The sequence below is a fragment of the Micromonospora sp. SH-82 genome, from assembly GCF_051132485.1.
Lineage (GTDB): Bacteria > Actinomycetota > Actinomycetes > Mycobacteriales > Micromonosporaceae > Micromonospora.
In genome coordinates, this window is record NZ_CP148049.1 from 1,830,480 (window position 1) to 1,846,100 (window position 15,621).

General features: G+C 73.4%; 13 protein-coding genes. 5 read left to right on the plus strand and 8 right to left on the minus strand.

All coding sequences use genetic code 11. The features are described from left to right. Positions 1 to 271: 271 nt before the first annotated feature. The 7 genes from cydC to deoC form a co-directional block, all read right to left on the minus strand. The gene (gene cydC / locus WHN02_RS08560) at positions 272 to 2,158 is read right to left on the minus strand and encodes a thiol reductant ABC exporter subunit CydC (protein ID WP_434742842.1); all 1,887 of its coding nucleotides are present in this window, start codon (positions 2,156 to 2,158) and stop codon (positions 272 to 274) included. Next, complete coding sequence (gene cydD / locus WHN02_RS08565) at positions 2,155 to 3,825, minus strand: thiol reductant ABC exporter subunit CydD (RefSeq protein ID WP_434742843.1); 1,671 nt, start codon at positions 3,823 to 3,825, stop codon at positions 2,155 to 2,157. The genes cydC and cydD overlap by 4 nt, the downstream gene beginning before the upstream one ends. Before the next feature lie 101 nt (positions 3,826 to 3,926). Further along, positions 3,927 to 4,832, minus strand: a complete 906-nt coding sequence (locus tag WHN02_RS08570; RefSeq protein WP_434742844.1) for a M56 family metallopeptidase — start codon at positions 4,830 to 4,832, stop codon at positions 3,927 to 3,929. Positions 4,833 to 4,842: 10 nt separating this feature from the next. Continuing rightward, entirely contained in the window at positions 4,843 to 5,307 is a 465-nt protein-coding gene (locus WHN02_RS08575; protein WP_434742845.1) for a BlaI/MecI/CopY family transcriptional regulator, read from the minus strand. Between the two features lie 83 nt (positions 5,308 to 5,390). Then, a complete protein-coding gene (locus WHN02_RS08580) occupies positions 5,391 to 6,215 on the minus strand; it encodes an aldehyde dehydrogenase family protein (protein ID WP_434742846.1) in 825 nt (274 codons plus the stop codon). Beyond that, the gene (locus tag WHN02_RS08585; protein ID WP_434743875.1) at positions 6,208 to 7,665 is read right to left on the minus strand and encodes an aldehyde dehydrogenase family protein; all 1,458 of its coding nucleotides are present in this window, start codon (positions 7,663 to 7,665) and stop codon (positions 6,208 to 6,210) included. The genes WHN02_RS08580 and WHN02_RS08585 overlap by 8 nt, the downstream gene beginning before the upstream one ends. A gap of 5 nt (positions 7,666 to 7,670) precedes the next feature. Next, complete coding sequence (gene deoC, locus WHN02_RS08590) at positions 7,671 to 8,630, minus strand: deoxyribose-phosphate aldolase (RefSeq protein ID WP_434742847.1); 960 nt, start codon at positions 8,628 to 8,630, stop codon at positions 7,671 to 7,673. Positions 8,631 to 8,744: 114 nt separating this feature from the next. Here deoC and upp point away from each other — a divergent pair, with 114 nt between their 5' ends. From upp to WHN02_RS08615, 5 genes are all read left to right on the plus strand, one after another. Then, a complete protein-coding gene (gene upp / locus WHN02_RS08595) occupies positions 8,745 to 9,377 on the plus strand; it encodes a uracil phosphoribosyltransferase (RefSeq protein ID WP_350897893.1) in 633 nt (210 codons plus the stop codon). A 77-nt stretch (positions 9,378 to 9,454) separates the two neighbouring features. Beyond that, positions 9,455 to 10,132, plus strand: coding sequence for a GOLPH3/VPS74 family protein (locus WHN02_RS08600; RefSeq protein WP_434742848.1), 678 nt, complete (start codon positions 9,455 to 9,457; stop codon positions 10,130 to 10,132). Between the two features lie 132 nt (positions 10,133 to 10,264). Further along, positions 10,265 to 10,795, plus strand: coding sequence for a PadR family transcriptional regulator (locus WHN02_RS08605; RefSeq protein WP_434742849.1), 531 nt, complete (start codon positions 10,265 to 10,267; stop codon positions 10,793 to 10,795). Then, positions 10,792 to 11,487 (plus strand): ABC transporter ATP-binding protein, encoded by a 696-nt coding sequence (locus WHN02_RS08610; protein ID WP_434742850.1) that lies wholly within the window; start codon positions 10,792 to 10,794, stop codon positions 11,485 to 11,487. The genes WHN02_RS08605 and WHN02_RS08610 overlap by 4 nt, the downstream gene beginning before the upstream one ends. Beyond that, a complete protein-coding gene (locus WHN02_RS08615) occupies positions 11,484 to 13,772 on the plus strand; it encodes an FtsX-like permease family protein (protein WP_434742851.1) in 2,289 nt (762 codons plus the stop codon). The genes WHN02_RS08610 and WHN02_RS08615 overlap by 4 nt, the downstream gene beginning before the upstream one ends. A gap of 60 nt (positions 13,773 to 13,832) precedes the next feature. On the opposite strand, the gene WHN02_RS08620 is transcribed toward WHN02_RS08615, so the two are convergent. Further along, complete coding sequence (locus WHN02_RS08620) at positions 13,833 to 15,587, minus strand: phospho-sugar mutase (RefSeq protein WP_434742852.1); 1,755 nt, start codon at positions 15,585 to 15,587, stop codon at positions 13,833 to 13,835. Between the last annotated feature and the right edge of the window lie 34 nt (positions 15,588 to 15,621).

The following is a 15,621-nucleotide window of genomic DNA, read 5'->3' on the forward strand; positions in this document are numbered from 1 at the left end:
AGTGGGCGACTCCGGTACGGCGCTGCGCGCACCCCGATGACGACCCTCCGTCAGACGTGAGGTGGCTTCACGAATGTCGGTCAGGTCGCCGCCCGTACGCCTCCCCCCGTTGGCATCGGTCCGGTACGACCAGGGCACACCGTACGGTCGACGGACGCCTGCGCGTCACCTCCCCGTCACCACCGTCGACACGCGACCGAGTGACCACACCCACAATGCGAGACGGCTCACCATCTTCTGGACACCCCCGGACGAGGGGCCGTCCCCGGGCTCAGGGGGCCAGGGCCAGATAGCCCCGCTCGGCCGCCTCCTGGAGCAGCCACTGGTCCCGGTACCACCCGGGGCGTCGGACCAGGTCGGCGTGGCTGCCGCGCTGGAGTACCCGGCCGGCGTCGAGCACCACGATCTCGTCCATCTGCGCCAGTCCGCGCAGCCGGTGGCTGATCAGGACCACGGTGTGCCCGGCGGGGGTGGCCGCCAGAGCCGAGTCGAGGACGGCGTCGGCCGCAGCCGGATCCAACCCCTCGGTCGGCTCGTCGAGCACCAGCACCCCCGGGGCGGCGAGGAGGGCACGGGCCAGGGCCAGCCGTTGGCGTTGACCACCGGAGAGCTGGCCGCCCTGTTCGCCGACGACGGTGTCCCAGCCCTCCGGCTGTTCGCGTACCCACTCCAGCAGACCGGCCGCCCGAGTCGCGGCGGCCAACTCCTCCGGGTCGGCCCGAGGACGGCCGAGCAGCAGGTTCTCCCGGACGGTGGCGTGGAAGACGTACGCCTCGGCGAGCAGACCGCCGACGGCGGCGGGCAGGGCGTCCGCCGGATACCCGGTGAGGTCCACCCCGTCCAGGGTGACCCGACCGGTGGTGGGGCGTACCGCGCCGGTGAGGACGGCGGCGAGGGTGCTCTTGCCCGCGCCGCTCGGCCCGACCACGGCGATCCGGCGTCCGGCGGGCAACTCAAGGTCGAGCCCTTCCAGCGCCGGGGCGGCCCCGGCCCGGTACCGGACGGTGACCGACTCGAACCGGACCCGGTGCGGCGTCCCGGCCGACCCGGTCCGCGAGCCGCCGTCACCGGAGGCGGCGGCGTCACCGGAGGTAGCGGCGTCGTCGGAGGCAGCGCCGGAGTCGGGGGCAGGGCCGGCATCGGAGTCGGGGGCCGAGTCGATCAGGGAGGCGATCCGGCCCAGACCGGCCCGCAGCTGGGTCCACTGCCGGGCGGCGCCCACCAGAGCCAGAGCGATCTCGACCGCCGCCAGGGTGCCCACGGCGAGCACCCCGACCAGGACGCCGTCCACGCCGGACCGGAGGCTGACGAAGACCACCGCCGCCGCCGTCAGACCGGCCACCAGCACCCCGGCCGCGTCGACTGCGAAGCCGGCCGCGGCGAGGCGACGCTCCAGCCGGGCCAACCGGTCGGCCCGACGACGGGCCCCGTCCAGGGCGTGTCCGGTGGCACCGAAGGCGGCCAGGTCGGCGGCGCCGTGGGTCAGGTCCACCGCGTCGGCCGCGAGCGCCCCCCGCAGCGGGGCGACCTCGGCGGCCCCCCGCCGGGTGAGCAGCGTGGCCAGGACGGGCAGCGCCACCCCGGCCACCAACAGCCCCACCGCGAGGACCCCGGCGGCGGCCGGGGAGAGCAACGCGGTGCCGCCGACCGCCAGGACACCGACCGAGACGGCGGCACCCGCCGGCACCACCACCCGCAGCAGCAGGTCCTGGACCGTCTCGCCGTCGGAGACCAGGCGGCTCAGGGCGTCCCCGGAGGGCTGACCGGTGCCGTCGCGGCGGGCGGCCAGGCTGGCGAAGACCCGGGCCCGGACGTCGGCGACCAGCCGCAGCACCGCGTCGTGGCCGGCGAGCCGTTCGGCGTACCGGAACAGCCCCCGGCCGATGGCCAGCGCCCGTACGCCGACGATCGCCACCGTCAGCCGGTCCAGGGGCGGCTGCCCGGCGGCGGCCATCAGCAGCCAGGTGGCGGTGGCCATCAGGGTCAGTCCGGCCAGCTCCGTCGCGGTGGCCAGCGCCCCCGCCCCGACCAGCCGACGCAGGTACGGCCGGGTGAGCCGGAGCACCGTCCGCTCGGCGGCCAGTCGACCGGTACGACCCCGGTGTCCCGCCGTACCGCTGTCGCCCGGGGCGGGGTCTGTGTTCGGTCGGCCGCTCATCCGAGCACCTCGGCGTGGGGGGTGAGTTCGGTGACCCGTCCGTCCACGACGCGCAGGACCCGGTCGGCGTCGGTCAACAGGGCGGGGCGGTGCGCCACCAGGACTGCGGTCCGGCCGTCGACGAGCCTACGGGTGGCGTCGAGGACCGCCGCCTCGCTGGCCGTGTCGAGTCGGGCGGTCGGCTCGTCGAGCAGCACGATCGGGGCGTCCCGCAGGAACGCGCGGGCCAGGGCGACCCGTTGCCGTTGCCCGCTGGACAGGCCGTGGCCGCGTTCGCCGAGTCGGGTGGCGAGCCCGTCGGGCAGGGCGGCCACCACGTCGTCGAGGGCGGCGTCGCGCACCGCCGGGGCGAGCGCCGCGTCGGGGGTGTCCGGGGCACCGAGTCGGATGTTGTCGGCCAGTGAGGTGGCGAAGAGGTGGGCCCGCTGCGGCACCCAGGCCACCTGCCGACGCCAGGCGTCCAGGTCGACGTCGGCCAGGTCGACGCCGTCGACGGTGATCCGGCCCTCGGTCGGGGTGACGAACCCGAGGAGCAGCCCGAGCAGGGTGCTCTTGCCCGCGCCGCTGGGGCCGACGACGGCGATCCGCTCGCCCGGTCGGATGGTCAGGTCGACGTCGCGCAGGGCGGTGGTACGCGGGTACTCGACGCTCACCCCGACGAACCGGATCTCGCCCCGCCCGGTCGGGGCCGGGGCGCGACCGGCCCGGGGGGTGTCGGGACCGGTGGGGGAGACGGCGAAGGCGTCGTTGAGGGCGCTGAGCCCCTCCATGCTGGCGTGGAACCGGGCACCGGCGGTCCGGAGGGGGAGGTACGCCTCCGGGGTGAGCAGCAGCACCAGCAGGGCGGTGGACAGGGCCAGCCCTCCTTCGAGCAGACGGATCCCGACCGGCACCGCCACCAGCGCCACGGACAGGGTGGCGACCAGCTCCAGGACCAGCCCGGAGAGGAAGGCGATCCGCAGCGTCTTCATGGTGGCGACCCGGTGGCCGTCGGCCATCCGACGGACCACCTCGACCTGGGTCCGGTCCCGGCCGAAGACCCGCAGGGTGGGCAGCCCGGCCACCATGTCCAGGAAGTGTCCGCCCAGCCGGGACAGGCGTCGCCACTGCCGTTCGGTGGCGGCTTGGGCCTGCCAGCCGAGCAGTGCACCGAAGATCGGAATGAGGGGCAGGGTGGCCGCGATGACGAGCGCCGAACTCCAGTCGGCGACGAAGACCCGCAGCAGGACGGCAGCGGGCACCGTGACGCTGAGCACCAGTTGCGGCAGGTACCCGGTGAAGTAGGCGTCCAGCGCGTCCAGCCCGCGTCCGGTCAGGGTGGCCAGCTGTCCGGCCCGCTGCCCGGCCACCCACTCGGGGCCGTGCCGGCCCACCGCGCCGAGCAGGTCCCCGCGCAGGGTGGCCTTCACCGTCGCGGCCAGCCGGGCGGCGACGGTGCCCTGCGCCCAGGTCAGCGCCGACCGGGCGGTCACCGCGGCCAGGAACCCGGCCAGCGCGGGCCGGTGGAGTCGACCCTCGAACCCGGTGGCCAGGAGGGTGGCCAGGGCGGTGGCCTGGGCGATGATCAGCAGCGCGGCGACCACGCCGAGCACGGCGAGCAGCGCGAGGTCGCCCCGGGCCGCAGGAACCCGGCGCAGCAGACGCGGATCGAACGGACGGCGGTTCACCGGTGGTCCGGCCTCCGGTGGCCGAGCCGTCCTCGCAACACCCAGCAGCACATCGCCCGAAAGCCTAGTCGGGTCGCCCGGACCGGCAGCGCCATGCCCGGTCAGCTCAGGAAGAGGGTGATGGGAAGGGCGGCGAGGGTGGTGGTCAGGGTCAGCGCGGCGGCTCCGAGCAGCCGGGGTGGGCGGCCGGTGACCAGCAGCCGTTGCACCCGTACGTCGAGGTCCCGGTCGCCGACACCGAGGGTGCCGGCCGGGGTGATCCGGTTGCCCGCAGCGGCGAACCGGCGCAGCGCCCCCGCCAGCGGGGCGTCCTCGTGCAGTTGCCGGGCCTTGTCGTCGGCGCGCATCTCGACCAGCAGCGCCACCCGGTCGTGTGCCCGGTGCACCCACCGCAGCCAGGGCAGCGCCCGGCAGAGCGCGGTGAACGGCAGGAGCACCAGGTCGTGCCGCTCCTGGGCGTGGGCGCGCTCGTGGGTGAGGACCGCCGCCAGTTCGGCCTGGTCCAGCAGGTCCAGGGTGCCGGCGCTGACCACCACGCGGGGACGCATCCCGGGTAGGCAGTACGCCGCCGCGCCGGGATGGTCGAGCACCAGCGCACCGGGGGCGGCCGGATCGTCCCGGGCGACGAGGGTCAGCAGGTCCCGGTGTCGCCGCTGGGCGCGTACCGCGGCGTGGATGCTGCGTACGGTGGTGGTCAGCAGGACCGCCCCGATGCCGAAGCCCACCCCGACCAGGGACAGGTGCACCACGCTCACCTGCGCCGGCAGTCTGCCGTGGAGCAGGTCGTCGGCGAGGGCGAGCAGCGCGCCACCCGTCGGCCGGTCGTACGCGGCCAACCCGATCGCCATCGGCAACCCCATCGCCGACAACCCCAGTGCCAGGCCGACCGCCTGCCAGCAGACGATCGCCACCCGGGGACTGCGCCACGTCCAGGTGGAACGGGACAACACCTGAGCGGTCAGCCAGCAGGCCAGCACCGCTGCGGCGAAATGCACGGCGTACGCCACGACCGCCGCCCTACCGGTCCGTGGCCTCGTCGACCACGGCCGGCTGTCGCCGCCCACCGCCCGGCTCGGTCGCCGGGCTCTCGCCCGACCGGGCCGTCGGCGCAGGGGTCAGTCCGGCCTCGGCGCCCAGCGCCGCCCGGAGCACGTCGGCCTCGGTGCCGGTGACCGACCTGGCGAAGCGGACGAGGGCCGCGTCCCGGCTGCCACCGAGGTCGAGGGCGTCCAGCATGAGCTGGGCGATGTACGCCTCACGGCTGGCCGCCGCCTGGTACCGCCAGGCCCGGCCCTCCCGCCGACGCTGCACCATCCCCTTGCCGGCCAGCCGGTCCAGGACGGTCATCACAGTCGTGTACGCCAACTCGCGTCCGTCGAGGGCCTCGGCGACCTCGCGGACGGTCACCCCGTCCGACGTGGCCGGGACGGTGTCCCACAGCACGTCCATCACCGCACGTTCCAGATCACCGAGCCGAGTCACACCGCAATCCTACCCCCGGTAGTAGAACCGTCCTCGTCCCGCCCGAGCAGCGACGGCCCGGGACCCGCCGGGACGGACCGGGGTCAGACCCCCTTCGGGTGCCAGACCGTCTTCGTCTCCAGCAGGGCGGTCATCCGGGTCACCCCCGGGTCGGCGGACCAGTCGTGGTCGGCCGGGACCGGCCGCAGGACCCGCTTCAGGTTCTCCGCCGCCCGGACCTCCAGGTCGGTGGCGAAGGCGGGATCGGCCACCCCGGCCAGGTCGATCGCGTTGACGTCCAGGTGACCCGCCAGGGTCGGCACCGTCTCGGCGAGCGCCCCGGTGAGGATGTTCACCACCCCGCCGGGGAGGTCCGAGGTGGCCAGCACCTCGGCCAGGGTCACCGCCGCCAGGGGCGCCGACGGCGAGGCGGCCACCACCACCGTGTTCCCGCTCACGATCGCCGGGGCGATCACCCCGACCAGGCCGAGCAGCGCCGGTCCGGCCGGTGCCACCACCGCCACCACCCCGGTCGGCTCCGGCGCGGACAGGTTGAAGTACGGCCCGGCCACCGGGTTCGCCCCGCCGTACACCTGGGCGAGCTTGTCCGCCCAACCGGCGTACCAGACCCACCTGTCGACTGCCGTGTCCACCTCGTCGCCGGGGACGCCGAGCGCGACGAACTGCTCCCGGCGGCCCTCCAGCATCTCGGCGACCCGGTAGAGGATCTGACCCCGGTTGTAGGCGGTCGCCGAGGACCACCCCTTCACCGCCGCGCGGGCGGCGACCACCGCGTCCCGGGCGTCCTTGCGGGAGGCCAGGGCGACATTCGAGGACTGCACCGGATACGACCGTCCCGACTCGCTACGGGGGAACTTCCCGCCGATGAAGAGTTTGTACGTCTTGCGTACCGCGACCCGCTCAGCCATTGAGGTACGCCTCCAGTCCGTGCCGGCCACCCTCGCGGCCGTAGCCCGACTCCTTGTACCCGCCGAACGGGGACGTCGGGTCGAACTTGTTGAACGTGTTGGCCCAGACCACCCCGGCCCGGAGCCGGTCGGCGGTCCACAGGATCCGGGACCCCTTCTCGGACCAGATCCCGGCCGACAGCCCGTACGGCGTGTTGTTCGCCTTCTCCACCGCCTCGGCCGGGGTACGGAAGGTCAGCACCGACAGCACCGGGCCGAAGATCTCCTCCCGGGCGATCCGGTGGGCCTGGGTGACCCCGGTGAAGATGGTCGGGGCGAACCAGAAACCCCGTTCGGGCAGCTCGCACGGGGGCGACCAACGCTGCGCCCCCTCGGTCGAACCGGCCTCGGACAGTTCCCGGATCCGGGCCAGCTGGGCGGCCGAGTTGATCGCCCCGACGTCGGTGTTCTTGTCCAGCGGGTCACCGACGCGCAGTCGGGCCATCCGCTGCTTGAGGGCGGTCAGCACCGGCTCGGCGACGGACTCCTGGACCAGGAGCCGGGAACCGGCGCAGCAGACGTGCCCCTGGTTGAAGAAGATGCCGTCGACGATCCCCTCGACCGCCTGGTCGACAGGGGCGTCGTCGAAGACGATGTTGGCGGCCTTCCCGCCCAGCTCCAGGGTCAGCTTCTTGTCCGACCCGGCCACCGACCGGGCGATGGCCTTGCCGACCTCGGTGGAGCCGGTGAAGGCGACCTTGTCCACGCCCGGGTGCTCGACGAGGGCACGTCCGGTCTCGCCGGCCCCGGTGACGATGTTGACCACGCCTGGCGGCAGGTCGGCCTGCTGGCAGATCTCGGCGAAGAGCAGGGCGGTCAGCGGGGTGGTCTCGGCCGGCTTGAGCACCACCGTGTTCCCGGCGGCCAGCGCCGGGGCGATCTTCCAGGCCAGCATCAGCAGCGGGAAGTTCCATGGGATGACCTGCGCGGCCACCCCCAACGGACGCGGCTGCCCGCCGCTGGGCCTGCCCGTCGGCTGCCCACCGAAACCGGCGTACTCCAGCTTGTCGGCCCATCCGGCGTAGTAGAAGAAGTGTGCGGCCACCAGGGGCAGGTCGACGTCGCGGGACTCCCTGATCGGCTTGCCGTTGTCCAGGGACTCCAGGACGGCCAGCTCCCGGGAGCGCTCCTGGATCAGCCGGGCGATCCGGTACAGGTACTTGGCCCGGTCCCGGCCGGGCATCCGGCCCCACACCTTCTCGTACGCCTTGCGGGCGGCCTTGACCGCCCGTTCGACGTCCTGCGGGCCGCCCTCGGCGACCTCGGCGAGGACCTCCTCGGTGGCGGGGTTGACCGACTTGAACCCGCCGCCGTCGGCCGGATCCACGAATCTGCCGTTGACGAAGAGCCCGTAGGACGGTTTGAGGTCGACCACCGAGCGGGACTCGGGGGCGGGCGCGTACTCGAACATCACGTTCAGTCCAGGGTGAAGTAGTCGGGACCGCCGTAGCGGCCGGTCGTCAGCTTGGTCCGCTGCATCAGCAGGTCGTTGAGGAGGCTGGACGCGCCGAACCGGAACCAGTCCGGGTCCAGCCAGTCCGCGCCGACGGTCTCGTTCACCAGCACCAGGTACTTGACGGCGTCCTTGGTGGTCTTGATCCCCCCGGCGGGCTTGACCCCGACCTGCCGCCCGGTGGCGGCCCGGAAGTCGCGGACCGCCTCCAGCATCACCAGGGTCACCGGCAGGGTCGCGGCGACCGGGACCTTGCCGGTGGAGGTCTTGACGAAGTCGCCACCGGCGAGCATCGCCAGCCAGGAGGCCCGCCGGACGTTGTCGTACGTCCCCAGCTCGCCGGTCTCCAGGATCACCTTGAGGTGGGCCGACCCGCAGGCCTGCTTGACGGCTGCGATCTCGTCGTGGACCTCGGTGTACCGGCCGGCGAGGAAGGCCCCCCGGTTGATCACCATGTCGATCTCGTCGGCACCGGCCTCGACGGCGGCCCGGGTGTCGGCCAGCCTCACCTCCAGGGGAGCCTGACCGGAGGGGAAGGCGGTCGCCACGCTGGCCAGGTGGACCGGGGACCCGCGCAGCACCTCGGCCGCGTACGGCACCATCGACGGGTAGACGCAGACCGCGCCGACGTGCGGGCAGGACGGGTCGGCCGGGTCGGGGCGCAGCGCCTTGGCGGCCAGTGCGCGTACCTTGCCGGGGGTGTCCGCCCCTTCGAGGGTGGTCAGGTCGACCATCCGGATCGCCAGGTCGATCGCCTGGGCCTTCGCGGTGGTCTTGATCGAGCGGGTGCCGAGTCGAGCCGCCCGCTGTTCCGCGCCTGTCTGGTCCACGCCGGGCAGCCCGTGCAGGAAGCTCCGCAGCGCTGTCTCGGATCGCCCCAGGTCGGTCAGGTCCGACCGGGCCGACGTCGTCGTCGCCGTCATGGCCGGAAGTCTACGCATGCCCAGGTGGACCGCGCCCAGCGACGATCGTCGACCTCACGTCGGTGCGGCTGTGGGCGCACCACCCGACCCGACCAGCGGGTAGGTTGAGCGATCGTGGACGTACACGTCATCAACCATCCGCTCGCCCAGTCGCGGCTGACCGCCATGCGGGACGCGCGTACCGATTCCGCCTCGTTCCGGGCGGCACTGCACGAACTCACCACCATGCTGGTGTACGAGGCGGCCCGGTCCTTCCCGGTGGAGACGTACCCGGTCACCACCCCGGTCACCGAGGCGCAGGGCACCCGGCTGGCGAACCCGCCGCTGCTGGTGCCGGTGCTGCGGGCCGGGCTCGGGATGGCCGACGCCGCCCTCGGGCTGCTCCCGGAGTCGTCGATGGGCTTCGTCGGGCTGGCCCGCGACGAGGAGACGTACGAGCCGCGTGCCTACATGGAGTCCCTCCCCCGGGACCTGGCCGGGCTGCCGGTGCTGGTCCTCGACCCGATGTTGGCCACCGGCGGTTCCCTGGAGCACTGCTGTCGGCTCCTGGCCGACCGGGGCTGCACCGACATCACAGTGCTCTGCGTGCTGGCCGCGCCCGCCGGGATCGAGCGGCTGGAGCGGTCCGGTCTGCCGCTGCGACTGGTCACCGCGAGCATCGACACCGGCCTCAACGACAGCAGGTTCATCGTCCCCGGCCTCGGTGACGCCGGTGACCGCCAGTTCGGTGGCATGCCCCGCTTCTAGGAAAGGAAAGGCAGGTGGGGTGGTTGTGGCGCGACTCCGTTCCGGTCGGGTGCGCCGACCGGCTAGCGTCTCGGGCCATGACTGGTGAAGCGATCGCCGAAGAACTCCTCCTCCTCGCGTACGACGACGAAACCGGCAAGGCGACGATGCCCCGGATCAGCCTGGATCTGGGGATGGCCGCCGCCGTCCTGGTGGAGCTGGCGTTGGCCGGGCGGATCGCGTACGCCGACGGCAACCTCTCGGTGGTCGACACCACGCCCACCGGCGCGCCGATCGTCGACGAGGTGTTGACCCGGATGGCCGCCGACGACCCGCTCTCGTCGTCGTCGTGGGTGCAGCGGCTGCGTCACGGACTCCGCGACCGGATCCTCGGTGACCTGGTGCAGCGGGGTGTGGTCCGCGACGTCGAGGAGACCGAGCTGGGCTTCATCGTGGTGCACCGCTACCCGATGGTGGACCCGTCGGTGGAGGAGGACACCCGGCGGCGGCTGACCGAGGCGCTCACCGGTGGCCCGGCTCCGGACGAGCGGACCGCCGCCCTGGCCACCCTGGTGGCGGCGATCCGGATGGAGCCGGTCCTGGGGCTGACCGGGGAGGCCGCCCGCGACGTCGACAAGCGGTTGGCGGAGATCGCCGGTGGGGCCGGCTTCTCCGGCGAGGTCAGCATGGAGGACTCGGTGGTCCGCCCGTCGGTGGCGTTGGTCGTGATCGCTCTCGGTCAGGCTGTCGACGCCGCCCTCGGTCCCCGCCGGTGACGCCGCTGCGGTGATCGGAGCGCCCGGGGCCGGTGTCCCGTCACCGGCCCCGGGCATCTGCGTCTTTTCGTCAGATGACCGCCTCCACCTGCATATACATGAAGTGTATAGCTGGTGTGTATAGTGGTCGGCATGTCTGTTGGCTTTGCCCTGCTGGGCCTGCTGGAGCGCGGCCCCCGGCACGGCTACGAGTTGAAGCGTTCCTACGACGACCAGTTCGGCCACGGCCGCTCCCTGCACTACGGGCAGGTCTACGCGACGCTGGCCCGCCTGTTGAAGAACGGCCTCGTGGAGGTGGAGTCGGAGCCCGGGGCGGGACCGGACCGCAAGCGGTACGCGATCACCTCGGCCGGTGTCACCGACGTCGAGACCTGGCTCGGCAAGCCGGAGCAGCCCGAGGTGTACCTGCAGAGCAAGCTCTACACCAAGGTGGTGTTGGCGCTGCTCACCGGCCGGGACGCCGTCGACCTGCTCGACATCCAGCGCGCCGCCCACCTGGGCCAGATGCGGGAACTGACGAACCGCAAACTCACCGGGGACCTCGCCGACCAGCTCGTCTGCGACCACGCCCTGTTCCACCTGGAGGCCGACCTGCGGTGGCTGGAGCTGACAGTGGCCCGGCTGGACCAGCTCCGTGCCCAGGTGCGCAAGGAGGACCGATGACCACCCCGAGAACGGACCCGCCGCTGCTGACGGCGGAGGACCTGACCAAGACCTTCGGGGTCACCCCGGCCCTGGACGGCGCATCCCTGCAGGTGCACGGCGGCGAGGTGCTGGCACTGATGGGACCCTCCGGTTCCGGCAAGTCCACCCTGCTGCACTGCCTCGCCGGGATCGTCGCCCCCGACGCCGGGCGGGTGACCTACGCCGGGCAGGACGTGTTCGCGATGTCCGACGCCCAGCGCTCCGCCCTGCGGCGTACCGAGTTCGGGTTCGTCTTCCAGTTCGGCCAGTTGGTGCCGGAGCTGACCTGCCTGGAGAACGTGGCGCTGCCGCTGCGGTTGGCTGGGGTCCGTCGGCGGGAGGCCAACCGGCGCTCCGCCGAGCTGCTGACCCGGCTGGAGGTCTCCGACGTGGCGCAGAAGCGTCCCGGTCAGGCCTCCGGCGGGCAGGGCCAGCGGGTCGCCGTGGCGCGGGCGCTCGTCACCGAACCCAAGGTCATCTTCGCCGACGAGCCGACCGGCGCCCTCGACAGCCTCAACGGCGAGCGGGTGATGCAGCTGTTCATCACCGCCGCCCGGGAGACCGGCGCGGCGGTCGTGTTGGTCACCCACGAGGCGCGGGTCGCCGCGTACTCCGACCGGGAGGCCGTGGTCCGCGACGGGAAGGTCCGCGCGCCGGAGTTCGTCCGATGAGCGCCCCCGGACGTCGCGGCCCGACGGCCTGGCTGAACGACCTGCTCCTGGGCATCCGACTGAGCGTGGCCGGGGGGCGTTCCGGCTGGGTCCGCCTGGTGATGACAGCGGTCGGGGTGGGGCTGGGCGTGGCGATGCTGCTGACCGCGACCGCCCTGCCCACCGTCGGGCTGGCCCGCGCGGATCGGAGCGAAGCCCGGAGTCCCGGACCCGGGGTGGAAGCTCCCGGACCGGACACCCTGCTCTACGCCAAGGCCGACACCGACTGGCGGGAACTGCCCATCCGTGGGCTCCTCCTCCAGCCGGAGGGCGGCCAGGCGCCGGTGCCACCCGGGGTGGAGCGCACTCCCGCCCCGGGGGAGATGGTCGTCTCGCCCGCCCTCGCCGAGCTGCTCGCCTCCCCGGACGCCCGGCTGCTGGCCGAGCGGCTGGATGCCAGGGCGGTCGGCACCATCGCCCCGGAAGGGCTCTCCGGCCCCCGTGACCTCTTCTACTACCTCGGTGTCGACTCGCTGGAGGCCGAATCGTTCGGGGTGAGCCGGACCGACACGTTCGGCGGCGGGGGCCGGGAGAGCGGGGAGAGCCTGCCGGCGGTGCTCCTGGTCCTGGCCATCCTGGGACTGGTGGTCCTGCTCCTACCAGTGATGATCTTCGTGACCACCGCCGTACGGTTCGGCAGCGAGTCCCGGGACCGACAGTTGGCGGCGATCCGACTGGTCGGCGCGGACACCACGACGACCCGCCGGATCGCCGCCGGGGAGACCCTGGTCGGCACCCTGTTGGGGATGGTGGTCGGCGGTCTCCTCTTCCTCGCGGCGGGCCGGGTGGTGGGCGACCTCGTCCCGGTCCGGTTCAGCTTCTTCCCCGCCGACCTGCGCCCGGTGCCCGCCCTGGTGGCCCTGGTCGTCCTGGTCGTGCCGACCGCCGCAGTCCTGGTCACCCTGTCGGCGCTGCGCGGGGTGATGATCGAACCGCTCGGGGTGGTCCGGCGTGGCCGGGAACGGCGGCGTCGGCTCGGGTGGCGGCTGGTCCCCCCGGTGCTCGGCGTGCTGCTGCTCGCCCCCCTGGTCGGTGGGTTGAGCGACGGCACCGGAACCCTGGTCGAGGTGCAGATCACCGCCGGGGTGACCTTCCTGCTGCTCGGCATGGTGCTCCTGCTGCCCTGGCTCGTCCAGTCGGTGGTCCGCCGCCTGCGTGGTGGGGGAGTCGCCTGGCAGCTCGCCGTACGCCGACTCCAGCTCGACAGCGACACGGCGGTCCGGGCGGTCTCCGGAATCGCGGTCTCGGTGGCCGGCATCATCGCCGTCCAGGGCGTACTCGGTGCCGGGCAGGCGGCGATGACGGACCGGCACGGGGACAGCACCCTTTTCCAGGCCTCCGTGTCGGTCTACAGCGAACCGGCGGGCTGGCCGGCGGAGCGGATCACCGCGACCCTCGCCGACACCCCCGGGGTCGACAGGGTCAGCGCGGTCGCCCGTCCGCTCGCGGTCTCCGGCACCTCGACGGTCAACGTCTGGATCGCCGACTGCGACGGCCTGCGGTTCTACGCACCACTGCCCACCTGCACCGACGGCGACACCTTCGTCGCCGACGGCCGGGAACGCCCGGAGATCGCCCCCGGGGCCAGCATCGTCCTCGACGAGGACGACCCCGGGACGCGCTGGACAGTTCCCAACGGCAGTCGGCCGGTCGAGCAGTACGACCGGCTCGTCATGGCGGACCTGCTGGTCACCCCCGGCGCGCTCGCCGTACCGACCCCGGAGCCGTCCACCTTCCTCGTCCGGCTGGACGCCACCGACCCGGACGCGATCGAACAGGTCCGCACCGCCGCGTACCGGATCGACCCGCTCACCTTCGTCTCGGACTTCGACGAGCAGGTCACCAGTGGTCTGCTCGGCGCCTTCGAGCAGGCGTTGCAGGTGGGGGCGATCGCGCTGCTGCTGCTCATCGGGGCGAGCATGCTGGTGAACGTCCTCGAACAGCTTCGGGAACGCCGACGGCTGTTGGCGGTGCTCTCCGCGTTCGGCACCAGACGCCGGACCCTCTCCGGCTCGGTGCTCTACCAGGTGGGGATCCCGGTCCTGCTCGGACTGGTCCTGGCGGTGGTCACCGGCGGTGGACTGGGGGCGCTGCTGCTCGCCATGGTGCAGGAGCCGATCAGGTTCAACTGGGCGGCGATCGTCGGGGTCACCGGCGCGGCCGCCGTGGTGGTGCTGGTCGTCACCGCCGCCAGCCTCCCCCTGCTGTGGCGGCTCACCCGGGCCGAGGGCCTGCGCACCGAGTGACGAGGTGACCCGACCGGGCGCGGCCGATCCCCGATCGACAGCGCCCGGTCGCCCCGCCGCCTACACCCCGAGGGCGGCGGCGGTCTCCGCGCGCAGGGTCCGCAGGTCGGCGACCGCCCGCCGCCGCGCCGCCGGAACGTCACCGTCGGCCACCGGGACCACCACCTCCAGGTACGCCTTGAGCTTCGGCTCGGTGCCGGAGGGACGGATCACCACCCGGGCGGTGTCGGTACGCAGGATCACCACGTCGGCGTCGGGGAGCAGATCCTCCGCAGAGGTGACCGCCGCGCCGAGCAGGGTCTCCGGGGTGTGCTCCCGGATCCGGGCCATCGCGTCGGCGATCCGCGTCAGGTCGGTCACCCGGACCGAGAGCTGGTCGGTGTGGTGCACCCCGAACTCGGCGGCCAACTCGTCCAACCGGTCGGTGAGGGTACGGCCGGTGGCGTGCAGCTCGGCGGCGAGTTCGGCGACGGTCAGGGCGGCGGTGATGCCGTCCTTGTCGCGTACGTGATCCGGGGCGACGCAGTAGCCGAGCGCCTCCTCGTACCCGTAGACGAGGGGGTCACCGCCGGCCCTGGCCCGTACGATCCACTTGAAACCGGTGAGCGTCTCGCCGTACGGCATCCCCCGGGCCGCACACACCGCTTTGAGCAGTGACGACGAGACGATGGTGGTGGCGTAGAGCCCCCGTACGCCCCGGCGCATCAGGTGGTCGGCGAGGAGCACCCCGACCTCGTCCCCGCGCAGCATCCGCCACCCGGACCCCACCCCTGCGGCGGTCCCCGCCGCTTCCTCACCTGCGGCATCAGGGGCCGCGTCGACATTCGGCGCCGCGTCGGCACCCGGGGCCACCGGCTGCCGGACGACGACGGCGCACCGGTCCGCGTCCGGGTCGTTGGCGATGGCCAGGTCGGCGTCGGTGGCCTCGGCGAGCGCGACGAGACGGTCCACCGCACCCGGTTCCTCAGGGTTGGGGAAGGCCACTGTCGGGAAGTCGGGGTTCGGTTCGGCCTGGTCGGGGACGATCCCGGGGACGGGGAACCCGGCGCGGGCGAAGGCGGCGGTCAGCACCGCCGCACCCACCCCGTGCAGGGGGGTGTACGCCACGGCGAGGTCGCGGGGGCCGTCCGGGGTGGTCACCTCGGTGGCCCGCTCCACGTACCCGGCGACCACCTCGTCCCCGAGGACCTGACCGGGAAGCCCGAGCGGCACGTCGGCGAGGGGGCCGACCGCCCGGATGGCCGCCTCGATCCCGGTGTCGGCGGGGGGCACGATCTGCGCCCCGGCACCCAGCGGGCCGCCCACCTCTTCACCGAGGTAGACCTTGTACCCGTTGTCCTGCGGCGGGTTGTGGCTGGCGGTGACCATCACCCCGGCCGCCGCGCCGAGTCGTCGTACCGCGTACGCCAGGACCGGGGTGGGCAGCGGGCGGGAGAATACCAACGCCGGGCGACCCGCCCCGGTGGCCACCTGGGCGGTACGGACGGCGAACGCGTGCGACAGGTGCCGGGCGTCGTACCCGATCACCAGGGGGCCGGTCGCCTCCTGGGCGGCGAGCCACCCGACGAGCCCGGCTGCGGCCTGGGTGACCACGGCGAGGTTCATTCCGTTCGGCCCGGCCCGCAGGGGACCCCGCAGACCGGCGGTCCCGAAGGTCAGCGGCCCGGCGAACCGGTCGGCGAGTTCGGCGGCGCTCTCCGGGAGCCGGTCGAGGACCGCCTGCAACTCCTCCCGCCCGGCCGGGTCGGGGTCGTCCGCGATCCAGCGTCGCGCCCGCTCGCGGAGTTCGTCGATGTCAGTGGTCTCGGCCGCCATGCCACGTTGATAGCACGACGGCGGGCCGTCGTCG